The organism is Brenneria nigrifluens DSM 30175 = ATCC 13028 (genome assembly GCF_005484965.1).
Lineage (GTDB): Bacteria > Pseudomonadota > Gammaproteobacteria > Enterobacterales > Enterobacteriaceae > Brenneria > Brenneria nigrifluens.
On sequence record NZ_CP034036.1, the window covers coordinates 2127656 to 2154525 of the forward strand.

The 26870-nt window shown below is 55.6% G+C and carries 20 protein-coding genes and 2 pseudogenes; 18 read left to right on the top strand and 4 right to left on the bottom strand.

All coding sequences use genetic code 11. From position 1 onward, the window contains the following. Positions 1-173 precede the first annotated feature (173 nt). From EH206_RS09945 to EH206_RS09960, 5 genes and pseudogenes are all read left to right on the top strand, one after another. Positions 174-386: pseudogene (locus EH206_RS09945) on the top strand (ABC transporter permease); the annotation flags it as partial. Between the two features lie 292 nt (positions 387-678). After that, positions 679-2343: a ShlB/FhaC/HecB family hemolysin secretion/activation protein gene (locus EH206_RS09950; protein ID WP_009112639.1), complete on the top strand. Its 1665-nt coding sequence runs from the start codon at positions 679-681 to the stop codon at positions 2341-2343. Positions 2344-2365: 22 nt separating this feature from the next. Further along, entirely contained in the window at positions 2366-2794 is a 429-nt protein-coding gene (locus tag EH206_RS23515; protein ID WP_281280149.1) for a two-partner secretion domain-containing protein, read from the top strand. Further along, positions 2700-17483 carry a hemagglutinin repeat-containing protein gene (locus tag EH206_RS09955; protein ID WP_281280150.1) on the top strand — a complete coding sequence of 4928 codons (14784 nt, stop codon included), beginning with the start codon at positions 2700-2702 and terminating at the stop codon, positions 17481-17483. The genes EH206_RS23515 and EH206_RS09955 overlap by 95 nt, the downstream gene beginning before the upstream one ends. After that, the gene (locus tag EH206_RS09960; RefSeq protein WP_009112641.1) at positions 17483-17809 is read left to right on the top strand and encodes a hypothetical protein; all 327 of its coding nucleotides are present in this window, start codon (positions 17483-17485) and stop codon (positions 17807-17809) included. The genes EH206_RS09955 and EH206_RS09960 overlap by 1 nt, the downstream gene beginning before the upstream one ends. Positions 17810-17860: 51 nt before the next feature. On the opposite strand, the gene EH206_RS09965 is transcribed toward EH206_RS09960, so the two are convergent. Continuing rightward, positions 17861-17998 (bottom strand): SymE family type I addiction module toxin, encoded by a 138-nt coding sequence (locus tag EH206_RS09965; RefSeq protein WP_083832778.1) that lies wholly within the window; start codon positions 17996-17998, stop codon positions 17861-17863. Between the two features lie 15 nt (positions 17999-18013). On the opposite strand from EH206_RS09965, the gene EH206_RS09970 reads away from it, so the two are divergent. The 3 genes from EH206_RS09970 to EH206_RS09980 all read left to right on the top strand — a co-directional run bounded on the left by EH206_RS09970 (position 18014) and on the right by EH206_RS09980 (position 19684). Next, complete coding sequence (locus tag EH206_RS09970; RefSeq protein ID WP_050815600.1) at positions 18014-18277, top strand: hypothetical protein; 264 nt, start codon at positions 18014-18016, stop codon at positions 18275-18277. A gap of 80 nt (positions 18278-18357) precedes the next feature. Beyond that, on the top strand, positions 18358-19443 hold the full coding sequence (locus tag EH206_RS09975) for a VENN motif pre-toxin domain-containing protein (protein WP_232216583.1): 1086 nt from the start codon (positions 18358-18360) through the stop codon (positions 19441-19443). Further along, positions 19436-19684, top strand: coding sequence for a hypothetical protein (locus EH206_RS09980; protein ID WP_009112644.1), 249 nt, complete (start codon positions 19436-19438; stop codon positions 19682-19684). The genes EH206_RS09975 and EH206_RS09980 overlap by 8 nt, the downstream gene beginning before the upstream one ends. Before the next feature lie 43 nt (positions 19685-19727). Here EH206_RS09980 and EH206_RS23395 read toward each other — a convergent pair whose 3' ends face one another. Then, a complete protein-coding gene (locus tag EH206_RS23395; RefSeq protein WP_335341477.1) occupies positions 19728-19865 on the bottom strand; it encodes a SymE family type I addiction module toxin in 138 nt (45 codons plus the stop codon). A 366-nt stretch (positions 19866-20231) separates the two neighbouring features. On the opposite strand from EH206_RS23395, the gene EH206_RS09990 reads away from it, so the two are divergent. The 6 genes from EH206_RS09990 (at position 20232) to EH206_RS10015 (ending at position 24435) form a co-directional block, all read left to right on the top strand. Continuing rightward, entirely contained in the window at positions 20232-21458 is a 1227-nt protein-coding gene (locus tag EH206_RS09990) for a VENN motif pre-toxin domain-containing protein (RefSeq protein WP_009112646.1), read from the top strand. Next, the gene (locus tag EH206_RS09995; RefSeq protein ID WP_009112647.1) at positions 21455-21706 is read left to right on the top strand and encodes a hypothetical protein; all 252 of its coding nucleotides are present in this window, start codon (positions 21455-21457) and stop codon (positions 21704-21706) included. The genes EH206_RS09990 and EH206_RS09995 overlap by 4 nt, the downstream gene beginning before the upstream one ends. A 40-nt stretch (positions 21707-21746) precedes the next feature. Then, on the top strand, positions 21747-22427 hold the full coding sequence (locus tag EH206_RS10000) for an adhesin (RefSeq protein ID WP_137739231.1): 681 nt from the start codon (positions 21747-21749) through the stop codon (positions 22425-22427). Next, on the top strand, positions 22424-22675 hold the full coding sequence (locus tag EH206_RS10005) for a hypothetical protein (RefSeq protein ID WP_009112649.1): 252 nt from the start codon (positions 22424-22426) through the stop codon (positions 22673-22675). The genes EH206_RS10000 and EH206_RS10005 overlap by 4 nt, the downstream gene beginning before the upstream one ends. Before the next feature lie 90 nt (positions 22676-22765). After that, positions 22766-24211: a VENN motif pre-toxin domain-containing protein gene (locus tag EH206_RS10010; protein ID WP_170218447.1), complete on the top strand. Its 1446-nt coding sequence runs from the start codon at positions 22766-22768 to the stop codon at positions 24209-24211. After that, complete coding sequence (locus tag EH206_RS10015; protein WP_009112651.1) at positions 24211-24435, top strand: hypothetical protein; 225 nt, start codon at positions 24211-24213, stop codon at positions 24433-24435. Before EH206_RS10010 ends, EH206_RS10015 begins: the two co-directional genes overlap by 1 nt. 48 nt (positions 24436-24483) lie before the next feature. Here EH206_RS10015 and EH206_RS10020 read toward each other — a convergent pair whose 3' ends face one another. Continuing rightward, the gene (locus tag EH206_RS10020) at positions 24484-24621 is read right to left on the bottom strand and encodes a SymE family type I addiction module toxin (protein WP_040343151.1); all 138 of its coding nucleotides are present in this window, start codon (positions 24619-24621) and stop codon (positions 24484-24486) included. Positions 24622-24624: 3 nt separating this feature from the next. Here EH206_RS10020 and EH206_RS10025 point away from each other — a divergent pair, with 3 nt between their 5' ends. The 3 genes from EH206_RS10025 (at position 24625) to EH206_RS10035 (ending at position 26196) form a co-directional block, all read left to right on the top strand. Further along, on the top strand, positions 24625-24900 hold the full coding sequence (locus EH206_RS10025) for a hypothetical protein (RefSeq protein WP_040343153.1): 276 nt from the start codon (positions 24625-24627) through the stop codon (positions 24898-24900). Between the two features lie 89 nt (positions 24901-24989). Next, a complete protein-coding gene (locus EH206_RS10030; RefSeq protein ID WP_232216584.1) occupies positions 24990-25949 on the top strand; it encodes a VENN motif pre-toxin domain-containing protein in 960 nt (319 codons plus the stop codon). Further along, entirely contained in the window at positions 25939-26196 is a 258-nt protein-coding gene (locus EH206_RS10035; protein WP_050815604.1) for a hypothetical protein, read from the top strand. The genes EH206_RS10030 and EH206_RS10035 overlap by 11 nt, the downstream gene beginning before the upstream one ends. A 54-nt stretch (positions 26197-26250) precedes the next feature. Here the strand turns inward: EH206_RS10035 and EH206_RS23550 are convergent, their stop codons facing one another. Then, positions 26251-26502: a SymE family type I addiction module toxin gene (locus EH206_RS23550; RefSeq protein WP_342774622.1), complete on the bottom strand. Its 252-nt coding sequence runs from the start codon at positions 26500-26502 to the stop codon at positions 26251-26253. Between EH206_RS23550 and EH206_RS10045 the strand changes: the two are divergent. Then, positions 26462-26721, top strand: a pseudogene (locus EH206_RS10045) (type II toxin-antitoxin system RelE/ParE family toxin). The gene EH206_RS23550 and the pseudogene EH206_RS10045 overlap by 41 nt on opposite strands. Positions 26722-26870: the final 149 nt, after the last annotated feature.

Consider the following 26870-nt stretch of genomic DNA (forward strand, 5'->3'; position numbering starts at 1 on the left):
AATATGGAGTGGATATAAAAACAAGACTTAACTTATTGAATTACTTGGTACGCCCTACAGGATTCGAACCTGTGACCTACGGCTTAGAAGGGGCCAATATACAATATGATGCATCAACGATGCTATGGCGCAGCGACTCTTTGGTACGGAATCGATAAGAAAGGGTCATGAAATACGCAGTATTGTATGACGAGGTGATCGTCACGCTGTTTCTCGCCAGCCCGCGCCAACGGACGCTACCGTTGCAGATGTTTGCCGGCATTCGCGAAAACCTCGACCCGACCATCGCCGCCGCCGCGTCCATGATGGTGGGAACCGCGCTGATTCTGCTGATTGTGATGGAAATTTTACGCCGCCGCGCGGAGCGTCTGCGGGCAGGGCATTAACCCGGCGCCGCATCTCTTATCCCCCTCACACAATAAAAAGCAAATTACCTGACTGTTGCGAGAAAACAGGAAGGTAGTTTGCTTTTTTTATCATCGACGCAAAACCCGTTCCGCTTTGATGACAGGGATTTGCATAAATAGTCATACTGAAATTATTATTTATTACGCTATTTTATATTGAATTAAATAAAATTAATTATTGCTGAATCATATATTATTCAGCATATTGAGCTTGATAAGTAACGCCTCTACTATACCTGAGAAAATGTATTGATTCTCAGGGATGGAAGCCATGCGTGATTTTTTCAGGCTGCTGTTTATATCGCCGATTTTATTTTCTTATTGCGTATTTTCGGCCCCGCTTAACCCGGCGGACAGAAATGAAATACAACAACGGCAGGCGGAAGTTATTGAGCAGGCTAAACAGCAGCGGGAATCATTATTATTGTTAAATCAAACGCCGGCACGCAAGGCGGCCCATGATGATGTCGGCAGTGAAAACTGCTTTCCTATCAACGAAATTCAATATCGTCATGCTTCTCTGCTGCAGGCTAAAGATAAAAAAATATTAAATGAAAATTATATTAATCGTTGTATTAATGTTAATAAAATAAATCAGCTGATTCACGACGTCAGTAATTGGTATATAGAGCGGGGATATATAACCAGCCGCGCTTTTATCAGCGCGCAGGATTTATCAGACGGCGTGCTGAGGATCGATATCATGGAGGGGCGGCTGGAATATATCCGCATAAATAATCAATCCGCCCGCATGCTAAGCCAGGTATTTCCCGGCCTTGAAGGGGAGATTCTCAATCTGCGGGACATCGAGCAGGGAATGGAGCAGATCAACCGCATGCCCACCCAGCAGGTGAGCATTGAAATTCTGCCGGGAAGCCGGCCGGGGTACTCCATCGTCAACCTGACGCGCCAAAAACAGCTGCCGCTGAGCGTCAGCCTCGGTTTTGACAATAGCGGACAGAAAAGCACCGGAGAGCAGCAGCTAAACGGCAGCCTGTGGGCCGACAATCTGTTGGGCATCGCCGATCAATGGTTTGTCAGCGGCGGACGCAGCAGCAAATTCTCCTCCGGCCGCAATGCGGAAAATCTGCAAACGGGCGTGTCGTTGCCTTACGGCTACTGGAATCTCAGTTACGACTACGCCAGAAGCGATTACCGCAACGATTTCCTCAACCGGGATTTCCTCTGGCGCTCAACCGGCGACAGCCAGACGCATCGTCTGTCCCTGTCCAGGGTGATCTTTCGCAACGGCGAGATGAAGACCAGCCTGTCGGCGGGTATGACCCATCGCATCGGCCATAACTACCTGAATGACGTGTTACTGCAATCCAGCAGCCGAAGACTCAGCAGCGCCATTATCGGCATCAGCCACAGCCAGAAATTGTGGGGCGGGCTGGCCACCTTTAATCCGGCCTACAGCCGGGGCACGCGCTGGTTCGGCGCGGAAAGCGATAGCGGCAAATCCGCCGACGCGCCGCGGGCCGAATTTAACAAATTGACGCTGTCGGCGAGCTATTACTACCCGCTCGCCGACAGCGTCGGCTACCTCACCAGCCTGTACGGGCAATATTCGCCGCAGGCGTTATACGGCAGCGAGCAGTTGACGCTGGGCGGGGAAAGCTCGGTGCGCGGTTTCAAGGAGCAATATATTTCCGGCAACCGGGGCGGCTACTGGCGCAACGAAGTCAACTGGCAGGCGATGCGGCTCCCGGTGCTGGGCGACGTAACGTTCACCGCGGCGTTGGACGGCGGCCGTTTATCGGCTCATCAGCATGACTCGGAATCGGTCGGCACGCTATGGGGCGCGGCGGTCGGGGCGGCGATTGCCAACCGGCATCTGTCGCAGCAGGTAACGGTCGGCCGGCCGCTGCACTATCCGCGCTGGCTGAAACCCGATGCGCTGTCGGTCTATTACCGCATCGGCCTGTCTTTTTAAGCGTGGAAAGCGGAGGTTAGGGATGAAACCGATTAAAACATCGCAGCGGTTAATGGCCTATACGTTGATTAACCTGATTGCCTTTCAGCCCGTACTGCCGGCGATGGCGGCCGGCGTCAAGGTCGCCGCGGGCAATACCGCGCTGGATAACGCCGGGAACGGCGTTCCGGTGGTGAATATCGCCACGCCGAACGGCGCCGGGATCTCCCATAACCAATACCACGATTTTAACGTCGACAAGCAGGGACTGATCCTCAACAACGGCACCGCCCAGCTTAATCCCACCCAGTTGGGCGGATTGATCCAGAATAACCCCAACCTGACGGGAAAAGCGGCGGACGCCATCATCAATAGTGGTGTCGCCCAATCGCAGCACGCTCGCCGGTTACCTCGAGGTCGGGGGAAAGCAGGCCAGCGTGATGGTGGCCAATCCTTACGGCATCACCTGTGACGGCTGCGGATTTATCAATACGCCGCAGGTAACGCTGACTACGGGTACGCCCCAGTTTGACGCCCAGGGCCGTTTGCAGGCGCTTGAGGTTAAAGGCGGCGATATCACTCTGAGCGGCAAAGGGCTGGACGCCAGCCAGAGCGACTATTTAAGCCTGATTTCCCGCACGGCGCAGATTAACGCCGGATTAAACGCCAACGATACCCGCATCGTGCTGGGGGCGAATAACGTCAGCGAGGAGGGCGGCGTTACCGCCAGAGAGGACGCCGCCGGTGGAACCAGGGTGGCGCTGGATACCGGGGCGCTGGGCGGCATGTACAGCAACCGCATCAGGCTGGTATCCAGCGACAAAGGGGTCGGCGTCAACGTCGGTAATCTGAGCGCCCGCAGCGGCGACATCACCCTGTCGGCGAACGGCAAACTCAGCGTCGGCGACGCGATCGCCGCAGGCGATATTCGCGCCCAGGGAGAATCGCTGGCGTTGCAGGGCAAACAGCAGGCCGGCGGTGAAATCGCGCTGGGCGCGGCTGGCGGGATCGCGCTAACGGACGCCGCGTTACGGGCGGGGCAATCCGTCGCCCTGGCCGCCGAGGGCGAATTGAGCGCCACCGATTCGCGCATCAGCGCCGGCGTCGATGCGCAAGGGGCGGTGACTTCCGGCTATCAGCTGTCAATAAAGGGTGACGGTGTAACGTTCAGTAACAGCCAATTGGCCGCGGATAAGGTGGCGGTCAAGGCCGACAACGCATTACGCCAGGATGAGCAAAGCGCCATCAAAGCCGATAGCGAATTAACCCTGCACGGCAAGGATATTGCGCTGTCCGGCGCGGCGGACGCGCAGCATATCCGACTCGAGGCGCAAACGCTGACCGCCGCCGGCAGCGCCCGGTTGCAGGCTAAAGATAGCGCCGTGGTTCGTGCCGCCGAGCAAGGCGACTGGCAGGGCAATCTGACCGCGGGAGAAGACCTGACGCTGGAGGGCGGGAAAATCGTTCTGCGTGGCACCCTGGCCGGGAAAACGCTGAACCTGAAGCTGGATTCGCTGGATAATCAAGGCGATATCGCCTCATTGCAGGGACTGTCATTTGTCGGCGGCCAGCTTATTAACGGCGGTTCGCTGGCGGCGGCGGAGCAACTGACGCTCAAGGCGAACCGCCTTGACAACGCCGGGTTGCTCAGCGCCCGCGGCGAGTTGCGGCTCGAACTGCAAACCCTGCTGAATAATCAGGGAAAAATCCTCACCGAAAATCATTTGGTTATGCTGGCCGACAGCCTGAACAATCATGGCGTCGTGCAGGCGGAAAGTCTGGCATTGCACGGCGCCAATATCGCCAATCAGGGGGCTATCACGGCGCAGCAGAGTATCGATCTGTACGGCGGTACGATCGATAACCAGGGCGCCATTAATGCCGGTCAGGGGATCGATCTGCACGGCGGCGCCGCGCTTAACGGCGGCACGCTTAGCGCGGGAGGGACGCTGGCCGCCAATCTGGATACGCATCTTGATAACAGCGGAATGCTGCTGGCCGGAAAGGCTTTGGATATCCGCGCCGCGGGCGTCACCAATAGCGGTACGCTGACCGCGCCGGACCTACAGCTGCAAAGCGCTTCCCTCGACAATCAGGGGATAATTCAGGCCGAGAATTCTCTGACCGTCGACGCCGGGCAACGGCTGGTACAGCGTGCGGACGGCAAGTTACTGGCTGGGGATGCGCTGACGCTCACCGCCGCCGATGTGGAAACGGACGGCGAGTTGCAGGCGAAACAGTTTTTACTCAATGCGCAGCGCTGGCTTAACCAGGGCAAAATCAGCATCGGCGGCGATGCGCAGGCAGCGGCATACTCTCTTGATAATACCGGTAGCCTGCTGGCGCAGGGAAACTGGCGGCTGTCGGGCCATGATCTGGTCAATCAGGGGATATTGCAGGGCGAGCGGTTGGAGCTGCGCGCCAATAGCATCGTCAATAGCGGCCGCGCACAATCGCTCCAGTCAAGCGTGTTGCAGGGGGATAACGGCCTGATCAACAGCGGGGAGTGGCTTAGTGGCGATGCCTTGCAGCTAACATCCGCGGATATGGATAACTCAGGCAGCCTGCGGGCGCTGACCATACGGGCGCAGAGCGATCGGGTAAACAACAGCGGACAGATCAACGCCATCCACCGTCTCGATTTAACTATTGCCGACCGTCTGAACAATCAGGGAACGCTGTACGCCGATCGGTTGGCCCTTAGCGCGGGAGAGGTAAACCAGCAGGGTACGCTGGAAGGACGCTCGCTGCGGGTGGACGCCAGCGAACTGGATAACCAGGGAACGATAGTGGGCGTCGATGCGCTGACATTGGCGATTGGCGACAGGCTGCATAATCAGGGCGAACTGCTTAGTCAGGGCGACAGTACGTCCACGGCGCGGCTGATTGATAACCAGGGAGAGTGGCAGGCGCAGACGATAATGCTGCATGCGGACCGGGTATCCAATGCCGGTAAAATCCTCGGCATTGCGGCGCTGACGCTGACGGCACAAGACGCGCTGGTTAATCACCCGTCCGGTAAATTGCTTTCTCAGGGCGTGGCGGCGTTAACCGCGGCGGATACCGTGAATGCGGGAGACTGGCAGGCGGCCAGCCTGACGCTGGAGGCAGGAAATCTGAGCAATAGCGGCCGGATTCAGGGCGTTCAGGCGCTGACGGTGGCGGCGGGGAATCTGAGCAATGACGGATCGCTGATTTCGGGCGGCGATAGCCTGCTGTCGGCGCGTCAGATAGATAACCAGGGGACGTTACAGGGTAACAATATCGCCATCGCCGCCGATAGCCTGGATAACGCGGGCAAAATAAGCGGCGCGGACAGGCTGATGCTGGCGCTGGAGCAGAGTCTGGACAACAGCGGGGATTTGCATAGTGATCGGCTGCGGATTGACGCCGCCGGGGTGAACAACCGGGGCGGGCTGTTCGGCGTCAGCGATCTGCAACTGCAACTGCGGGGCGATCTGGATAACGCCGGTACGCTGAGCGGCAAGGCATTGGACTTGACGGCGCAAAACATCTTCCAGAACGGTCTTCTGGAAGGGCAAAGGCTGGATGTGAACGCCGGCACGTTCGACAATCAGGGCAAAACGCTGGGAGTGGACGCCCTGACGCTGGCGATCGGCGAAGGCTTGCACAATAGCGGCGTTTTACTAAGCCAGGGCGACAGTACGGTGACGGCGCAAACCGTCGACAACCACGGTCAGTGGCAGGCCGGAAATATCGCCCTGACCGCCGATGAGGTCAGCAATGCCGGGCAGATCGTCGGTATTGCGGCGCTGACGCTAACCGCCAACCAGTCACTTCGCAATCTACAAAGCGGCAAATTGCTGACGCAGGGCGTCGCCACGCTGCGGGCGGCAGATGCCCTTAATCAGGGAGAGTGGCAGGCGGGGAGTCTGCTGCTGGCGGCCCAGGGTTTCACCAACCAGGGCACAATTATTTCCGCCGGCGACACGCAGTTGAGCGCCCGCCAGATTAATAATCAGGGGGTGTTGTCCGGCAGCGGCGCTACGCTGCTGGTGGGCGAGGATATTCGTAATGACGGCGATCTGCTGGCCGCGGCCTCACTGTCGGTGGACGGGAATTATCAGGGCGCGGGGCGGTTACAAACCGACGGCACGCTAACGCTGCGCGGCGACAGCCTGCGTAACGGCGGGGATTGGCAAGGAGATATCCTCCGGCTACGCGGGCTGACGCTGGAGAATCAGGGAACGCTGCTCGGCAATACCATCGACGTCAGAGCCAATAATATGGTGAACGGCGGCGAGATTGCGGCGGTCGACGCATTGCGCTTAACCCTTGACGGTGGTTTGGAAAACCAGGGATCGCTATACGCCGCGGCGCTGACGCTTGGCGCCGCCGACCTTTTCAACCAGGGCGATATCAGCGCAGAGAGTCGCCTGACCCTCGATCTGAACAATACCCTGCAAAATAGCGGTGATATCTACGGCAATCTGCTGGCGGTCAACGCCGCTCAAGCCGCGAATGACGGCACGCTGACCGGCGTCGAGGGGCTGTCGGTCAATCTTGCCGGGGATCTGGTCAATCAGGGCGATATCGCCAGCCGATTGCTGTCCGTTGAGGCCGACAATCTGACCAACCAGGGCAATATGCTGGGGGTCAATGGCTTTCGGCTGGCGTTACAAAACGATCTGCACAACGGCGGGCTGATTAGCGGCAGCCAGGCGCTGGAGGTGACGGCGAAAAACATCGATCAGCGCGGGACGCTGGAAGGCCGAACCCTGACGATTCGGGCGGCCAATCTGGCTAATCAGGGAAAAATGCTGGGTGTGGACGCGCTTACGGTGACCCTTGATGCCGCCGATGGCGGACGGTTGCTGAATCAGGGCGTGCTGCTTTCCGGCGACGACACTCGGCTTTCCGCCTCGCAAATCGACAATCAGGGCATCATTTCCGGCAGTGGCGCGACGGTGCTGACCAGCGGTGAAACGCGTAACGACGGCGAGATTCTGGCGGCGCAATCTCTGTCGCTATACGGCGACTATCAAGGCCAGGGGTCGTTGAATACCGACGGCGCGCTAACGCTGCGCGGCGGTTATCTGCGTAACGCCGGTTACTGGGAAAGCCGGGCGTTGGCATTGGCCGGCGATACCATCGCCAATCAGGGAACCATCGTCGGCACTGTTGCCGAAATTATCGCCAAAGATGTCATCAACGACGGCGAGATTAGGGGCGTCAACGAACTGACATTCACGCTTGAGAATTCGTTAAGCAATCAGGGCGCGCTGAACGGCACGCTGCTGGAGGTAAGCGCCAATCGATTAAGCAATAAAAGAGAGATAAACGCCGTTGACGGGCTGACGCTGGCCGTCAACGATGGTCTGGATAATCAGGGCGCCTTATATGGCGCGGCGTTGACGATTGCCGCCCGCGATCTGGTCAACCGCGGCGCTATCACCGGCATCGACAGCCTGAAACTGAACCTTGCGCAGTCGCTGAACAATATCGGGTCGTTGAACAGTAATCTTCTGACGGCGGAAGCGGCGCAAGGGACGAATGACGGGCAAATCATCGGCGTTAACGGCTTATCGCTTTCGTTTAGCGGCGATCTGGATAATAACGGCTTGATTAGCGGCAACAATACGCTAAACGTCGCGGCCGGGCGACTTAACCAGCGCGACACGCTGGAGGGCCGCACGCTGCATTTACAGGCGGATGAGCTGGATAATCAGGGAAAAATGCTGGGCGTGGATGCGCTGACGCTGGCAATCAGCGGGAACGCCCGCAATCAGGGGAAATGGCTGAGCCAGGGCAACAGCACCCTGACGGCGGAGCGGGTGGAGAACCTCGGTGTGTGGCAGGCGGATACCATCGATGCCGCCGCCGCTCTGCTAACCAATAACGGTCAGATCGTCGGCCTTTCAGCGCTGAACCTGACGGTAAACGACGCTTTCAGCAACCAACAGGGCGCGCTGATTTCCAGCGGCGACGGCCGGCTTTCCGCCGGACGATTCGATAACCGGGGAACCTGGTCCAGCAGCGGGCAGACAACCCTCAACGGCACGGCTATCCGCAATGACGGCGATATCATCGCCAGCGCCGGACTGTCGCTGAACGGCGAGTATCAGGGCGACGGCCTGCTGTATACCTCGGGGCTGTTGGCGCTGCGCGGCAACCGGTTGACCAACACCGGTCGTTGGGAAAGCCGCGCCCTGCAACTGACCGCAGGGTCGTTGGACAATCAGGGCACGATTATCGGTGAACAGAGCCTTGAACTGGATCTGAGCGGGGATCTCACCGTCGGCGCCGACGGACAACTGCTGACCAACGGCGAATTGCTGGCCCAGGCGGCAAGCGTCAGCAATCAGGGATTCTGGCAGGGGAAACTGCTGGCGTTGACCGCCGACGCCTTGCTCAACCACGGCACGCTGGTGGGACAAAATATGCTCCGGCTGGCTTTGCAGCAGAGCTATCAGGGGAATGAGCGTTCGCAGCTGCTCAGTGACGGCCATGCCATCCTGACGGCAAACCGGGTAATGCAGAACGGGGAGGTGGCGGCCGATAACCTGCAACTGAATAGCGAAACGCTGGAGAACGCCGGCCGCCTGCTGGGGCTGAATCATCTGCAGATAACCAGCCAGGAAGCGCTGACCAACCGGGAGGGCGGCGAAATACTCACCAATGGCGACGCGGTGATTAACAGCGCCCGGTTCAGCAACGGCGGCGCGCTGCTGGCCGGCGATCTGCTGCTTAGCGCCGGACGGGTAGAAAATCAGGGCGAGATCTTCTCTCAGGGAACGGCAGCCTTAAGCGGCACGGCCTTTGATAACGGCGGAACCGTCACCGGCATCGGCGGCCTTGACCTGCAATTCACCGATTCGCTGCTTAACCGATCGTCGGGCCGTTTATTGAGCGGCGGCGTCGGCGCCATTAACACCGATAGGTTAATCAATCAGGGACTGTGGCAGTCTGACGACCTGCGGCTTATCGCCCGCGAGCTGGATAATCAGGGGCAGATGCTGGGGATTACGCAGGCCGCGCTGCAACTGAGCGGCGACTACCGGGGCGCGGCCGATAGCCAGTTGGTCAGCGGCGGCGCGCTAAGCGTTCAGGCGGGGGATATCGATAATCAGGGCGTCATCAATGCCGCCGACCTGACGCTACGCGGCGCTAACGGGCTAAATAATAACGGCGTGCTGCAGGGATCAACATCATTACGGCTTGAGAGCGCCGGGCAACTGAGCAACCAACAGGCCGGGCAGATTTTGTCGGACGGCACGACGACGCTGCAAGCTGCCGCGCTGGATAATACGGGCTGGTTGCAGGGGCGGGATCTGGACGTGCAAGCGCAGCAGTTCAGCCAGCAGGGCAGCCTGATTGCCCAGGATAAGTTGACGTTGCGTATTCCGCAGTGGGTGAATCACGGCCTGATTCAGGCGCAACGGGCGGAAATTATCGCCGATGTGCTGGAAAATCAGGGAACCTTGCTCGGTTTAACCCAGCTAGCGCTGCAAACCCGGCGGCTGATCAATCAGTCGGGCGGCAAGATCTACAGCGCGCAGGATCTAAGCCTTAAAACCGCCGAACTGCAACAGGACGGGCAACTGCTGGCGTTGGGCAATCTAACGGCCGATATCGGCGGACCGCTGGTGTTTACCCAGCTATTGGCGGCCGGGAAAAAATTAACGCTAAATGTCGCCGGCGATCTCGATCAGCGCGGTACGCTTCAGGGGCAATCGGTGGCGCTTACCAGCACCGGTTCGCTGACCAATCAGGGCGCTATTCTGGCCGGTGACGGCGATTCCACGATTAGCGCGCAAAATATTATTCAGCGGGAAGCGGGCAGTATTCAGGCCGGCGGCAACTTATCCCTGGCAAGTGAAAAAAATATTGATAATCAGGGTTTGATTGGCGCCGCCGGTGATTTATTGATGCAGGCTGGTTCAGCATTGAATAATACCAGTCTGCTGTATGCCGGCGGCAATATGCGGCTGTTTTCTGATTCGCTCAGCAATATATTCGGCAATATTCTGGCGGGTAATAATCTGTGGATTCAACGCGACGCTCAGGGCAATGCCAGCGCCTCGGTATTAAATAGCTCCGGCACCATCGAAACGCAGTCCGGGGATATTAATATTGTTACCGAAACCTTGACCAATCAGCGTGAGGGGCTGGTGGTGACGGAGACGGAATTGGCGGCGGAGTCTGTGCCGGATTGGGCGGGGGCGACGACGGTAAATATACCTCTCGAATGGTTTAACCCAGAGGATTATGGGTTGGTAACAAGCAGATCCGAACGATCGGTTGGAGGAATAAATACTCGATCCTACTTTTCATATAGATCGTCCTATGTTCCCTATGAAACTGCCGATATTCAGAAGGTGGCGATTACCAGTCAATCGATCAGCGTCTCCGCACAAGGGAACGCGGGAAAGATCAGTTCAGGAAGGGGGTTACTTATCACATCCGAGCAATTAACCAATGAAGCATCGCAGTTATTGTCAGCAAAGGATATAATCCTTATCGGTGATAGCTTAAATAACCAATCCTATCATGCCGGTTTTTTAACCGAATACTTAACATATATATATAAAGGGAAACAGCGGCCCAAGGAATATTACGAAGAGGGTAAATTAAAGAGCACTACCTATTCTGGTGGTTATTACAAAAGTGCCAACAGAGCCAGATATATTCCTTATCAATTAATCGACTCCCCAACCTACGAACAAACCGTTGGCGAAAGCTATAACTCCCTGATTCAGGCAGGCGGCACTATTACTGCCGACTTTAAAGAGGATATCAGCAATACCACGCTGCAACCGGGCAGCGGCGGGTTTATTCCCGGCACGGTAACGCCGGTATTAGCCTCCACGCAGACGCTGTCGCCGTTGCAGCAGCAAACCACGCGCCAACTGGCGGGTAACGATGCGTTGCTCAACCTGGGAGCAGTTAATCTAAGTAACACCCACGGAGATGCCGCGACATTGGCGGACAACGCCCAGGCGGTGGGCGCGACGGCTAAAAACGTATCTTTAAGCCAAGTGACGGACCCCGGTGCCCCGGCGGAGGGAACGACAACGCTGGAAAACGCCCAACGGCAGGCGCTAACCAAAAATGATGCCCTGGTGTTGCAACAGCCGGGACAGACTAATCCCGCTGCAACGGAAATCGCGTTAAGCAACAATGGCCAAATTTCGCCGCAACAGCCCGGCCCGTCGATTGATCGACCCGCACAGACAAATATCGAGCAGCCACAGGCGGTTGCGTTAAATCCGCTGGATGCCGCCGTCGGTACTGTGGCCGCCCCGGAAACACCGCAGCTCGCCGCGGATACCGCGGCGACGCCCATCAACGTTGAGTCGTCGGCGCCGTTTAGCCAGCTCTCGGTGGCGGAGCTGTTAAGCTCGATCGGTAACGGTCTGCAAGCATTAAGCGCTAACCCTCTGGCGGACTATCCGCTGCCTACGGGCAACAACGGGCTGCTGGTGGTCGATCCGGCCAGCGACAGCCGCTATCTGATTCACAGCAATCCCCAGTTGGAACAGCTGGGGCAAGTGGATAACGCGCTGTTCAGCGACCTGCAAAATATGCTGGGTCAACAGCCGTCCACTGCGGCGCAGATTGAAACCAGCGCCCAGTGGACGCAGGCGGACAAGGTGCTGGGGTCCGCCTATCTGCTGGATAAACTGAACCTGGATGCCGACCATGATTACCGCTTTCTGGGGGACGCCGCATTCGATACCCGCTATATCAGCAACGCGGTATTGAGCCAGAGCGGGAAGCGCTATCTTGAGGGCACCGGCTCAGATTTGTCGCAAATGCAGATGCTGCTGGATAACGCCGCCGCGGCGCAAAAAGGGCTGGATCTGCAATTGGGCGTCAGCCTGACGGCGGATCAGGTGGCCAACCTCAGCCAGAGCATCGTCTGGTGGGAAAATATCGAGGTTAACGGGCAAACCGTGCTGGCGCCGAAGCTGTATCTGGCGCAGGCCGACCAGAACAACCTGCAGGGCAGCGCCATCGTCGCCAATCAGGTGCAGTTGAGCGCGGGCGGCAGCGTCACCAATAGCGGTACGATTAACGCGGTGGAATTACTGGCCATCGCCAGCGGTGATAACATCGATAACCAGGAAGGAGGGCTGCTCAAGGCGGACGGCAGCCTGAACCTGGTGGCCTTGAACAATATCACCAACAGCGGCAGCCGTATTGAAGGCGGCACGCTGCATCTGGCCAGCATTAACGCCGATGTGATCAATAAAACCGAATCACGCCAGTGGCAGAGCGCTTCGGATGGCTTGTCCCACGGCGGTACGGGATCCATTACCTATAGCGAACTGGGCGTCACGGCGGCGATCGTCGCGGGCGATAGCCTGACCATCAGCGCCGGCAACGATGTGCGCAACCTGGCGGCCACACTGAGCGCCGGGCAGGATATGACGCTGAATGCCGGCAACAATATCGCCATTGAAGCGCGGACGTTAACCAATAACCGGCTGGATCAGGGCCGGATAAATCAGTCGTCGCTCAATACGGCGGTTCAGGGCAGCACCCTGAATGCGGGCGGCGCCTTGCAGGCCAACGCCGGCAACGATATCCGCATTGACGCCGGCGATCTCAGCGGGGAAACGGGATTATCGCTGGCGGCGGGTAATGATATTCAGCTGACGGCACAGCAAACCCTTGAGGAGACGCTGAGCCGCAACGGCGGCGGCACGGCCCAACGCCGTACCCAGGAGATTGCCGCCACTCAGTTGCTCAGCGGCGGCGATCTCAGCCTGAGCGCCGGGCGGGATATCCTCTCCGAAGCCGCCAGCCTGACCGCCGCAGGTAATGCCGCGCTCACCGCCGGCCGCGATCTCGACCTGTTGGCGGAGACCGAGGAAAGCTACAGCGGCAACTGGTGGAAGCGTCATGCCGACTGGCAGCAAAGCATCACCCAGCAAAGCAGCGAAATCACCGCCGGCGAGGGGCTGACCCTGCAGGCCGGAAATGATATCAATCTTCAGGCGGCGCAGGGCATTGCCGACGGCGCACTGACGGCGCAGGCGGGCAACGATATCAATCTGCTGTCCGCCACGGAAACGCAGCACACCTTCTTTGAAGAAACCAAAATCAAGAAGAAAACCTTTTCGAAAACGGTGACGCATACCATTCGGGATAATTTCAGTACCGAGGAAAAAGGCAGCCTGCTGTCGGGCGACAGCCTGGTGTTGCAGGCCGATCATGACATCAATGTAAAAGGCTCCGCCATCGCCGGCAATGAACTTGTTGCGCTTAAGGCCGGTAATAATATCGACGCCACGGCGAGTATCGAAGAACAGCGGGATTATGAGAAACAGACCAAGAAAAAATCCGGCCTGATGAGCGGCGGCGGGCTGGGTTTTACTATCGGCAAGCAATCCAGCACGGCGGAATACAACGGCGTTGAAACGCGCCAGAGCGAGGCCCGCAGCCTGATTGGCGCCGAGGATGGCAATGTGGTTATCCAGGCCGGGAAAAACGTCTCCGTTACCGGCAGCGACGTTATCGCCGCGCGCACCACCCAGAGCGACGATAGCGAGCGCGGAAATATCGCTATTCTCGCCGAAAACATCGCCATTGCCTCAGGCCAGGATACCCTCGATATCACCACCCGCTTTGAAAGCAAAAGCAGCGGTATCAGTATCGCCCTGAAAGGCACGCCGTATGACAGCTATCAGAATATGCGCGATATCGCCCAAACGGAAGGGGCGACGTCGCGCGTCCGGCTGTTGATCGGCGAAACGGCGGCGATGATCTTCGACGCGCCGCAAATTGCGGTGTCGGTGGGCAGTTCGTCCAGCAAAAGCTCGCAGCACACGCAGGGAGTTTATCAAATCGGCAGCGCCTTGACGGCGGCGGGAAACATTCAGTTGCAGGCCACCGGCGACGGTCAGCTCGATGAGCAAGGGAAAGCCCGCTCCGGCGACATTCTCGTCGCAGGCAGCGCGGTTGATGGCGGTGAAGACGTTCTGCTCAATGCGACGCGCGGCATCGCTCTGCAAAGCGTCAGCAACACCGAGCATACCATTCAGCAAAATTCCAGCAGCGGGTGGTCATTCAGCGACGCCATTGCGGGTATCGGTACGTCTATCCGCCATATCGGCGGCGGGCCGAATCATGGCGCCGGGATGATCCCGCTGGCCAGCGAGCAAACGCGGGAAACGCAGCAGGCCGACACCCTGGCTCAGACGGTCAGCACCGTCAGCGGGCGGACGGTGACGCTGAACAGCCAGGACGGGGATATTCTTGTGGCGGGGAGCGCGGTAAACGGCGTCGATGATGTCCTGCTGCAGGCCGGCAACGGTAATGTGGTGATTAATGCCGGGCAAAACAGCGCCCGTAACGAAACCACCGGCAGCAGTAAAATCATTGGCGACCTGGGCGGGGATGGCTACAGCGGAACGGTGGGCTGGCAGTCGACCAAATACCATGCGCTGGACGAAGTAAATCAGCAAAGTACGGTGCGCAGCCATCTGCAAAGTAATGAAGGTAACGTCAGCGTGGTGGCAAAAGAGGATGTGGCCATAGCGGGAACCGATCTGCGCGCCGGTGAGTCGCTGTCTCTGACCGGCCGCAATATCACGCTGGATCCGGCGGTGGATACCGAACTCCGCCTGCGCGAGCAGCAAAGCAGCCAGTATGGCGTCACCACCGCGCTGTCGGGTTACGTGGTAAGCGCCGTACAGGCGGTGGAGAAGTTATCGCAATCGGTGGAGGATAATCGCGATCCGCGGCTGAGTGCGATTTACGCCGCGCAGTCTGCGCTCACCCTGGCGACGCAGACCACCGTAACCGATATGAACAGCGCCGCCGTCAAGGTAACCGTAAGCGTGGGTGGCGGCTCAAGTCAGAGCAGTCAGCGGAAAGAGGCGGTGACGCAGGAAGGCAGCACCCTGTATGCCGGAGAAGAGATCCGTCTGGCGGCGGAGCGGGATATCACCGCAGTCGGCGCGGATATTCGAGCCCGCAATATCGAACTGAACGCCGGTGACAACCTGAATCTGGTTGCTGCGCAAAATGAAGAATCCATCACCGGAAGCAGCAGCGGCAGCCGGGCGGGCGTCGGGGTCGGTTTCGGTCTCGGGGGGCAACAAAACGGCTTTACGGTGGAATTATCCGCCAGCGCTCAACAAGGTAAAGAGAGCGGTAATAATCTGACGCATCAGTTAACCCAGGTGCATGCGACGGAGCAGGTGAAACTGGTCAGCGGCGCCGATACGCTGCTTAACGGCGCGGTAGTTTCCGGTCAGCGCGTGGCGGCGGACGTTGGCGGGGATCTGCTTATCAGCAGCACGCAGGATACAGCGACCTACGACAGCAAAAATAGCAGCGCGGGGCTGAATGTCAGTATCTGCGTGCCGCCGATATGCGGCGGTCAGACGGTGACGGCGTCAGGGAACGCCAATCTGAGTCAGCAGATACTGAATAATAACTATGCGTCGGTGCGCGAACAGAGCGGCATTAGGGCGGGAGACGGCGGGTTCGATATCCGGGTCGGCAACCATACGCAATTGGACGGCGCGGTACTGGCCTCTGAGGCGGACGCGGATAAAAACCGCCTCAGCACCGCAACGCTGGGCTGGCGGGATATCGCCAATATCTCCGATTACCAGGGTACTGGTTTTAGTATCGGCGTATCGACCGACAGTATGCCGGTCAGCAGTCTGGCGCAGAATAAAGACCGACAGAGCGGCATCACGCAATCGGCGGTGGCGCCGGCGGTGATTGAGATACGCGACGGCAGCGCACAGGGGCAGGATATCGCGCAGCTTAGCCGCGATACGGCCGGGGCGAACGACAGCGTAAATGACGGCTTTGACCGGCGGAAGGTTGAAGACAAACTGGCGATTCAGCAAGAAGCGACGGCGCTGGGCGCACAGGCGCTGGACGCTTACAAGACGTATAAGAAAAGCGAGGCCGTGGCGCAGGCCAGGACGCGCCTGACGCAGGAAGGCGTGAGCACCGACGAGATAGAGGCGCGGATACAAAGCAGCGAAGAGGTGCAGGCGGTCGAGCGTGAATATGGCGCAGGCAGCGAGTACTGGACGGCGGGAACGGCCCTGACGGCGGTACTGGCGGGAGGACTTGGCGGCAACGCAACCGGTGTGGTGACGGGAGCGGCGGCGCCGTATCTGGCGGGGCTGGTGAAGGAGGTGAGTCAGGACAATGAGTCAGCCCGCATCGCGTTGCATACGGTACTGGGCGCGTTTCTGGCCCAGGCGCAGGGCGGCAGCGCGGCGGGAGGCGCGGCGGGCGGGCTGGTATCGTCCGCCGGCGCGCAAGCGCTGACAACGCTCCTCTATCCGGGGGTAAAAGCGGAAGAACTGACGGGTGAGCAGAAAGAGCTGATAGCGAATCTGATCACCCTAGCGGGCGCTGGCGCGGGCGGACTTGTCGGTGGTAACCTTACCGGTGCCGGAAGCGGAGCGAATACGGCGAAGAATGAGGTTGAGAATAACTATCTGAGCAGTAAACAGATAGATGCGTGGTCGGCTGAAATGAAATCCTGCCAGGCAAATGGCGGTGACTGTAGCGGTATTATCAAGAAGTACGAGGAACTGAGTACCGCTCAGCAACAACAGCTTATCAGCGACTGTGCAACCAGTCCGACAACTTGCCAGCAGAAATATGGTGATGTGCTAGCTGATAGTCTGGCGGTGAAGCAGGCGATAGACCGTGCTCTGGGTGAAGATATCCCTATCAAGATGGTCTACGATCTGACAGCAACCTACGCGCAGCAAATGCAGGTGGAAGGTGTTGTCGCCACAAATAAAGTCTCTGAAGCGCTCCAGAAAGAATATGGTCTGGATGAGGTTCAGGCGGGTATTGTAGCGAGTACGGCAGCGGCGGCATTTGGGGGAATTAATAAGTACCAGCCCAATAAAGGTGCTGTGGGAAATATGGGGGAATTTTTCAAACAACCTGGCTTTGGTAGCCAAATGAAAGATAATGCTCAGAAAACTAGTCAGATCTTTCAGGGACAAAGTGTTTATCAGGCGAAGAAACCTGTTGGAGATTATATCGCGAAAGGCGATAAGTACTATCTTGATGGGCTACATAAAGATCACATCGAGGTTTTTGATAGTAAAGGAAAAGTTAAAGCCGTCCTGAATATTGATGGTTCTTACAACAGTTCAAAAACACAAGCCGCAATTAAAGAAGGACGGAGGGTGCCTAAATAATGAATAATTTATTCCTTAGCAATATGAAGGATGACTTTATTGTTATTTTGGAGGAGAAATCCTCTTCTCCGATAGATAAAGATCGTCTATCCATTGATTACGAAACAGATCTTGATGAGCTGATGGAAAAGTATTTAGGACTGTTACGTGAACAGGCAAGGCTGCTTTCGCAAGCTAAAAATAAAGGAAACGAGCTTGCAGTGTTGTCAGCTTTGTTAAAACTGAGAACTCATGCTATGAGTTTATCCAGTTTTTTTGATGCCATCGTTGAAGATACAGAAATTATCATCCGATTAGACTCATGGTCTGAACTTCCTGAAAAATAAACATTAATCCCAAATCCCGGCCCCTAAAACAGGCCGGGATTTTTTTATCTGTCATTCAGCCACAACGCGTATCAGCAGTTGGCCGTGCTCAACGGTGACAATCACCGGGGTATCTGTGCCAAATCCTGCGGCTTCCAGCCAGTGGCCCTTGAGGTGGAGGCTGGGGCTGCGGCTGTAATAGCGTGTCATATCATTTCGGTCTGCGTGGCGGCGGACGTTGGCGGGGATCTGCTTATCAGCACAGCGGCCTACGACAACAAAAATAGCAGCGCGGGGCTGAATGTCAGTATCTGCGTGCCGCCGATATGCGGCGGTCAGAAGGTGACGGCGTCAGGGAACGCCAATCTGAGTCAGCAGATACTGAACAATAACTATGCGTCGGTGCGCGAACAGGACGCTTACAAGACGTATAAGAAAAGCGAAGCCGTGGCGCAGGCAGCGAATACTGGACGGCGGGAACGGCCCTGACGGCGGTACTGGCGGGAGGACTTGGCGGCAACGCAACCGGTGTGGTGACGGGAGCGGCGGCGCCGTATCTGGCGGGGCTGGTGAAGGAGGTGGGTCAGGACAATGAGTCAGCCCGCATCGCGTTGCATACGGTACTGGGCGCGTTTCTGGCCCAGGCGCAGGGCGGCAGCGCCGCGGGAGGCGCGGCGGGCGGGCTGGTATCGTCCGCCGGCGCGCAAGCGCTAACAGCGCTCCTCTATCCGGGGGTAAAAGGGGAAGAACTGACGGGTGAGCAGAAAGAGCTGATAGCGAACCTGATCACCCTAGCGGGCGCTGGCGCGGGCGGACTTGTCGGTGGTAACCTTACCGGTGCCGGAAGCGGAGCGAATACGGCGAAGAATGAGGTTGAGAATAATGCGCTCAGTGACATCATTGAGAACAAAGCCTCCGGTGTGACGCAGGAAGAGAAGTACCAGAACGCCCGGAAGCAGCTTGAAGCGGCACAGGAAGAGTTTAAGGAGAAGTATTGCGCAGGGCTGAGTGCGGAAACGTGTTCAGCCAGGATGGAAGCGCATAGCCAGGAACTGCTGAAAGGCGCGGGTTTATTTGGTACTGATTTTGTTCCTATTGTTGGAGATATCAAGAGTTTTGCGGAAGCGCAGAGTGCGCTGGATTATCTGGCTGCGGCAGTAGGGCTGGTGCCTGTACTGGGAGATGGTGCTGGTAAGATTATCAAGGCAGCAGAAACCGCACTGAAGAAAGGGGATATTGCTGAAGCCTCGAAGCTGATTAATAAAGCCAGTGATGAAATTCAAGTCAAATGGGTTGATGAAAATGCCAGCATGAGTGAACGGGCACGTAACTATAACGATTCTGCTTCTGGTGCCCGTTCAAATATAGAAACGCAAAAAGGTCAGGCTCCTAGCATTGAGAGAGTTGATGCTGATGGAAAGGCTAAATCGGTTAGATTCGACGGTGTTGATGGCAATGTGATGGTTGACCGTAAAATATCTGTTGTTACGACGCAAAAGGCGAAAAATCAAGCATTACGGCAGTCTGAAGCACTTAAAAATAATGGCATGACAGGTCGATGGGAAGTCCCCAATCAGGCTCAAGCTAATCGGGCGCAGAAAATGTTTGATGAGCTAGGTATTAAAAATATTGAGGTGAAAATAGTTCATGAATAGAGATGTTAGGCTTGTGAAAGTGATCGCCGATTTAGCAATATTTTTAGAGTTTACAGACGATGATCATCTAGATCCTGATATAGCGGTTGATGCGATGGAGCAGATGGCTGCTGAACTTCAGCTCCTTGATGAAAAAGAAAAAGATGAATTAGTTAATATATTCAAAGATATCTCTTCTCAATATGAAGGTGATAAATGCGAATATGTAAGGGATCTACCTGAATCTTTGGGACTTGTTTAGCAAAGATCCCGGCCCCTAAAACAGGCCGGGATTTTTTTATCTGTCACTCAGCCACAATGCGTATCAGCAGTTGGCCGTGCTCAACGGTGACTATCACCGGGGTATCCATGCCAAATCCCGCGGCTTCCAGCCAGTTGCCTTTAAGGTGCAGGCTGGGGCTGCGGCTGTAATAGCGCGTCATATCATTGCGGTCTGCGTGGCGGCGGCTGACGTAGCCGACCTTCAGGCGTCGTAATGCTTGGGGTGTGGCGGTAGGGAAAGCGCGATGAAGCGGATAAGGAGCAGCCTGATATAGCTGCTGTGCGCGGTGATACTCGCCGGGCGGTAGCGTGTTCAGGGCAAAAAAATAGAAAGGGCAATTGCATTTGGCTCGATTACGGGTATTGCCGCATGGCTAGGTATTTTGATTTTTAAAATTTTGGATAAGTTTAAAAAGAAACCTCCTTCAGGCTCTTAGTAATATGATCCCGCCCATTTGGCCGGGATAGTCACTTTTACCAGTCAGAATCTAATCTCCGCCTCAATCACCAGTTTACCCTGCTCAACGGTGACGATAGACGCTTACAAGACGTATAAGAAAAGCGAGGCCGTGGCGCAGGCCAGGACGCGCCTGACGCAGGAAGGCGTGAGCGCCGACGAGATAGAGGCGCGGATACAAAGCAGCGAAGAGGTGCAGGCGGTCGAGCGTGAATATGGCGCAGGCAGCGAGTACTGGACGGCGGGAACGGCCCTGACGGCGGGACTTGGCGGCAACGCAACCGGCGTGGTGACGGGAGCGGCGGCGCCGTATCTGGCGGGGCTGGTGAAGGAGGTGAGCCAGGACAATGAGTCAGCCCGCATCGCGTTGCATACGGTACTGGGCGCATTTCTGGCCCAGGCGCAGGGCGGCAGCGCCGCGGGAGGCGCGGTGGGCGGGCTGGTATCGTCCGCCGGCGCGCAAGCGCTGACAGCACTCCTCTATCCGGGGGTAAAAGGGGAAGAACTGACGGGTGAGCAGAAAGAGCTGATAGCGAACCTGATCACCCTAGCGGGCGCTGGCGCGGGCGGACTTGTCGGTGGTAACCTTACCGGTGCCGGAAGCGGAGCGAATACGGCGAAGAATGAGGTTGAGAATAACTACTTCAACTTGGGTAAAGGATTGCAGGATTATAGTCAGTCGGTGATGTCGTTGTATACCAACACCAACCTGACGGATGAAGACGGCAACGTGTTGAATCCTATAACGGAAGAAGAACGGCAGTATGCGATGCATAAGCTGCTGACGGGGACTATTCCGGAAGGGCAAGATATTTCCCAAACGATAGTTGATGGATATACGAACGGCGTACTGATAGCGGGTGCATGGTATCTGGGGCCGGCGGCTTCAATAGGCAAAGTAGCGGTCGGTTCTGCGCTGGGTGGCGGCGCGAATGCCGCGTATCAATGGTATGACCAGAGTCAATCGGGTAATGAAAGCAAGACTTATGATTACTGGAGCACCACGGCGGCGTTGGTTACTGGCGGGTTGGCTCCGGGGCGTAATATCTGGCAGAATGTGGGGATCGCAGCGGGGGGAGCAGTGTTCACGGATGGACCGAATGTTGGAGCAGTGGGTGGCGCTGCGACTGGTGCTTTGTTTGGTGCAAAATTTGGTCAATATGCACCTGATATTATAAATTCGATAATAGGCAAAGATTTACCGGGGTTTGTCTATGATGTTGGGGGGGCATTCGTTTCAGAAACAGTGAACGATGTAAGTAAAGATGCTCTTAAAATAAAAGAGAGCAAAAAATGATGAAAAATATTTTTAAGTACATATTCGTTTTCTTTTATTTTTCATTAGCCTTTTTTTTACTTGGGTTACTTGTACGAATCGTTCTTGGTTTTATCCATCTAAACAAGTTCTATCTTTCATATGAAGGAGTTATGAGCAATTTGGTTAAAAGTCTGATTGCAGGGGGCGCTATTACATTAGCGGCAATAGCTTTCAATCTGATAGATAAATACAAAGCTCGAAAAAGGCCACCTTCTGCCCCCGAATAACTAGGCTAACAAATCTCGCCCTTATTGGCGGGTTTTTTACGTGGAGAATAACTTCTTCAGCCCGAATGACATGCCAAAAGGGTTGAAAGATGTAGGGTTATCAATGACATCGTTGTATACCAACACCAACCTGACCGATGAAGACGGCAACGTGTTGAATCCTATAACGGAAGAAGAACGGCAGTATGCGATGCATAAGCTGCTGACGGGGACTATTCCGGAAGGGCAAGATATTTCCCAAACGATAGTTGATGGATATACGAACGGCGTACTGATAGCGGGTGCATGGTATCTGGGGCCGGCGGCTTCAATAGGCAAAGTAGCGGTCGGTTCTGCGCTGGGTGGCGGCGCGAATGCCGCGTATCAATGGTATGACCAGAGTCAATCGGGTAATGAAAGCAAGACCTATGATTACTGGAGCACCACGGCGGCGTTAGTTACTGGCGGGTTGGCTCCGGGGCGTAATATTTTGCCGAACGTAGGTATAGCGATGGGAAGTGCGGTATTTACGGATGGTCCAAGTGTGGGAGCTATTGGTAGTGCTGCGGCAGGTTCTTGGGCTGGCGGCGCATTTGGGAAATATGCACCTGAAGTTGTACAAAAGGCGATTGGTAGCAATCCTGTTCCCGAATTTATTTATGAAGTTGGAGGCGCTTTTACTTCTGAAGTAGGAAGTAAAGCAGCGGAAGAACTCATAGAACAGGTTGGAGAGAAAAAATGAGAGGCAAGTTTACTTCAGCGGTATGTTTATTCGTTTACTGCCTCATATTTTTTTGGGTTTTAGGTTTTGGCTATCGTTTAATTATAGGTTCACTGTCTTATCTGCTGACGGATGAATGGGCTATAACGAAAGCGGAGTTAGTTAGAGTATTTTATTTGGGAGGTATGACAGGATGTATTGCATGGCTAGGTATTTTGATTTTTAAAATTTTGGATAAATTTAAAAAGAAACCTCCTTCAGGCTCTTAGTAATATGATCCCGGCCATTTGGCCGGGATCGTCACTTTTACCAGTCAGAACCTAATCTCCGCCTCAATCACCAGCTTACCCTGCTCAACGGTGACGATAGACGCTTACAAGACGTATAAGAAAAGCGAGGCCGTGGCGCAGGCCAGGACGCGCCTGACGCAGGAAGGCGTGAGCGCCGACGAGATAGAGGCGCGGATACAAAGCAGCGAAGAGGTGCAGGCGGTCGAGCGTGAATATGGCGCAGGCAGCGAGTACTGGACGGCGGGAACGGCCCTGACGGCGGTACTGGCGGGAGGACTTGGCGGCAACGCAACCGGCGTGGTGACGGGAGCGGCGGCGCCGTATCTGGCGGGGCTGGTGAAGGAGGTGAGCCAGGACAATGAGTCAGCCCGCATCGCGTTGCATACGGTACTGGGCGCATTTCTGGCCCAGGCGCAGGGCGGCAGCGCCGCGGGAGGCGCGGTGGGCGGGCTGGTATCGTCCGCCGGCGCGCAAGCGCTGACAGCACTCCTCTATCCGGGGGTAAAAGGGGAAGAACTGACGGGTGAGCAGAAAGAGCTGATAGCGAACCTGATCACCCTAGCGGGCGCTGGCGCGGGCGGACTTATCGATGGTAACCTTACCGGTGCCGGAAGCGGAGCGAATACGGCGAAGAATGAGGTTGAGAATAATTATTTGAAAGAGGAAGAGGCCCGTCAGCTTGATAAAGAAATGCAGGACTGCAAAGCCTCTGGCGGTGACTGTAATAAGGTGGTCGAGAAATATATCGACATTAGCAATAAAAACAGTAAGGAACTGATTGAAGCCTGTACCGGTGGCGGCGTTGCCTGTGTGAGCTGGCAGGAACTGATACAGGGGGCGACCAATGTGGCGAATGATGCTAACCCGCATCAAATCAGACTGGATGAAAAGCTGAAAGATCCAAGTGCCGCAGCACTGGTGAATTATCTCAACGGAACGGATCTTAAATTCCTGGCGGATAATATTACAACCGGTGATCGAATCATGGATGTGGTAATGACCCCAACCTCCTGGCCAGTAGCAATAATGGGCGGGAAGGCAATTATTACTAATGCAGTGAATAACACCAAAGAACAGCTTATTGCTGTGGGCGTAGGTGCTGGCTTAGGGGCTGGTATCCAATATGGTACGACAGGTGAAGTAAAACTGTCGGATGTAATTGGTTCAGTAATCGTTGGTGGGATTACCGCCGGTAAAGGTTACAACCCAACGATGGCATGGAACGCGGCTGGCGGCTATTACCAGGCTGAAATCAGCGGCGATGATCCGTTTATGGCGGCGTTGCTGAGTAAAGTCGGGGCTTCAGCGGGTTATGCAGCAGGTAACGTTATCAAAGTGCCATTTGATAAAAAACTAAATCCAATATCAAAGCAGTATGAATGGGTCCCAACAGGTGTCTGGACAATAACTAAACCAGCACCACAACATCCATTACCATCGATAGTAGGTAATATCGGTGATTCTGCCGTATCTGGTATGGTTCAGGATAAGTTGAAAGACGGTGGAGGCAAGTGATGAAAAATAGCACTAAATCATTACTTAACCTTTTATATTTATGCTGTGCGATGAGCGTAGTGTTGTTTATTTTGACAATGTTTGGACGTTTATTAGGTGCTTGGTTAGCTTGGAATATGAATGAAAACTTTCCGTTCTCATTAGATGATTTTTTTGTCTGCCTCAAACTCACTTGGATGGGGCCACCTGCTGGTTTTATTTTTTGGTATTTTTATTATCGCTGAATCCTTGATAAATCCCGGCCCCTAAAAAGGCCGGGATTTTTTTGTCTGTCACTCAGCCACAATGCGGATCAGCAGTTGGCCGTGCTCAACGGTGACAATCACCGGGGTATCCGTGCCAAATCCCGCAGCTTCCAGCCAGTCGCCCTTGAGGTGGAGGCTGGGGCTGCGGCTGTAATAGCGGGTCATATCATGTCGGTCTGCGTGGCGGCGGACGTTGGCGGGGATCTGCTTATCAGCACAGCGGCCTACGACAGCAAAAATAGCAGCGCGGGGCTGAATGTCAGTATCTGCGTGCCGCCGATATGCGGCGGTCAGAAGGTGACGGCGTCAGGGAACGCCAATCTGAGTCAGCAGATACTGAACAATAACTATGCGTCGGTGCGCGAACAGGACGCTTACAAGACGTATAAGAAAAGCGAAGCCGTGGCGCAGGCAGCGAATACTGGACGGCGGGAACGGCCCTGACGGCGGTACTGGCGGGAGGACTTGGCGGCAACGCAACCGGTGTGGTGACGGGAGCGGCGGCGCCGTATCTGGCGGGGCTGGTGAAGGAGGTGAGTCAGGACAATGAGTCAGCCCGCATCGCGTTGCATACGGTACTGGGCGCGTTTCTGGCCCAGGCGCAGGGCGGCAGCGCCGCGGGAGGCGCGGCGGGCGGGCTGGTATCGTCCGCCGGCGCGCAAGCGCTGACAGCGCTCCTCTATCCGGGGGTAAAAGCGGAAGAACTGACGGGTGAGCAGAAAGAGCTGATAGCGAATCTGATCACCCTAGCGGGCGCTGGCGCGGGCGGACTTATCGATGGTAACCTTACCGGTGCCGGAAGCGGAGCGAATACGGCGAAGAATGAGGTTGAGAATAATGCTTTGGGCGCGGATGCCGGTACGGCATTTGGGTTCTGGTTTGGTAAGACTCCTGATTGTGATACGGATTGTAAAGCCGAGATAGCGAAAAAAACCGCCAAAGGTAATGCAGTAGTTTCTGCCGGTATTGCCAATACGGCGGGAGTTGCCTCATTAAGTGGGCCTGCTACGGCCATGTGGCTGTTGGGGGCCGGAGCAAATGCAGGTGTTCAGTATGCTGATAATGGGGAAGTGAATCCGATTAATGCAGGGATTGCAGGTTGGGTGAATGTTATCAGTATGGGTAATGGCCTTTGGGGAACGGTAGGCTGGAATGCAGCAGGCGGCGCACTGACGAACACGATCAATGGGGACGATCCGTTGACCGGGGCAATCACAAATGGTGCCGGAGCCGTATTTGGATATGGACTTGGTAAGGCAGCGAGTGTTGGTACAAATGCTGCGGGTAAATGGATAACTGGAGATTGGGAGCCGAAGTTTAATCCAACACTTCTCAAACAAACGGAAGTGAAAGGACAGTTTGGGATCGCAAAGGAAATGCTGCCTAGTAAGCTTCCTGGTGCAGTAGGCAATGTAACTTCGTCTGTTAGCTCAGAATCGAGTGGTAATACCGTCCAAAAGTTAATTGATAAGGTGGAGAAAAATGCAAAGTAACCACCGAAAAAGTTGGATCTTAAATACCCTATTTCCACTATTTTTTATCAGCGCAATTGTTCTTGCTGTAATTATCGCTAGCTTAGTTACAAAAGCTTTTTTTGCAGGGGTGCTGTGGGTTATGGGGGGGGAATTTGATATGACATGGAATGATGTATTACGGATATCAAAGATGGGCTTGTATGGCGGTGGAATACTAGGGGGCGGGATAGCTTTAGCTCGCTATTTAAAAATCAGAGGTTTTTAAGTCTCTATATTATGATTATCCCAGCCACTTGGCTGGGATTTTCGTTTTTACCGGTCAGACCCGCAGCTCCGTCTCAATCACCAACTTCCCGCGTTCCACGGTGACAATAACCGGCTGACCGGTGTTAAAGCCGAGTTCTTCCAGCCACCTGCCGCTGAGCTTAAGCTGCGGGCAGGGCGGCTTAGTTGTTGGGTGTGAACAGCGGAAAAGGTAAAGATGCTGAAGCGGTGTTCGGGCGTTTGTCGCAGAAATATCGGCGTATAGCCTGACCGTATCGTCGCTGGCAGAACAGGATATCGAGGCGATAGGCGACTATATCGCGCAAGATAATCCGGTACGTGCGCTGAGCTTTACCGAAGACCTGTACCAGCAATGTTGTCTGATAGGCGAAAACCCCTGGCTTTACCGCGAGCGCCCGGAGTTGGGGCAATCCATCAGAAGTTGTGCCTATGGACGTATCTTATCCTGTACGGCACGAAGGATACGAAAGTGAGGCTTGCCGCTGTGCTTTTTTCTGGCGGATAGCAATGCTCTATGATGACGCAACGTTGCCCGCTCTACGCGCATCCGCTTGCTACTTCTCTATCAAAAATCATTATAAATATAATAAAATCAATAAATTAAAAATATGGCATGGTTTTGGCTTACTTAAATTCCATCTTGTATACTAGATG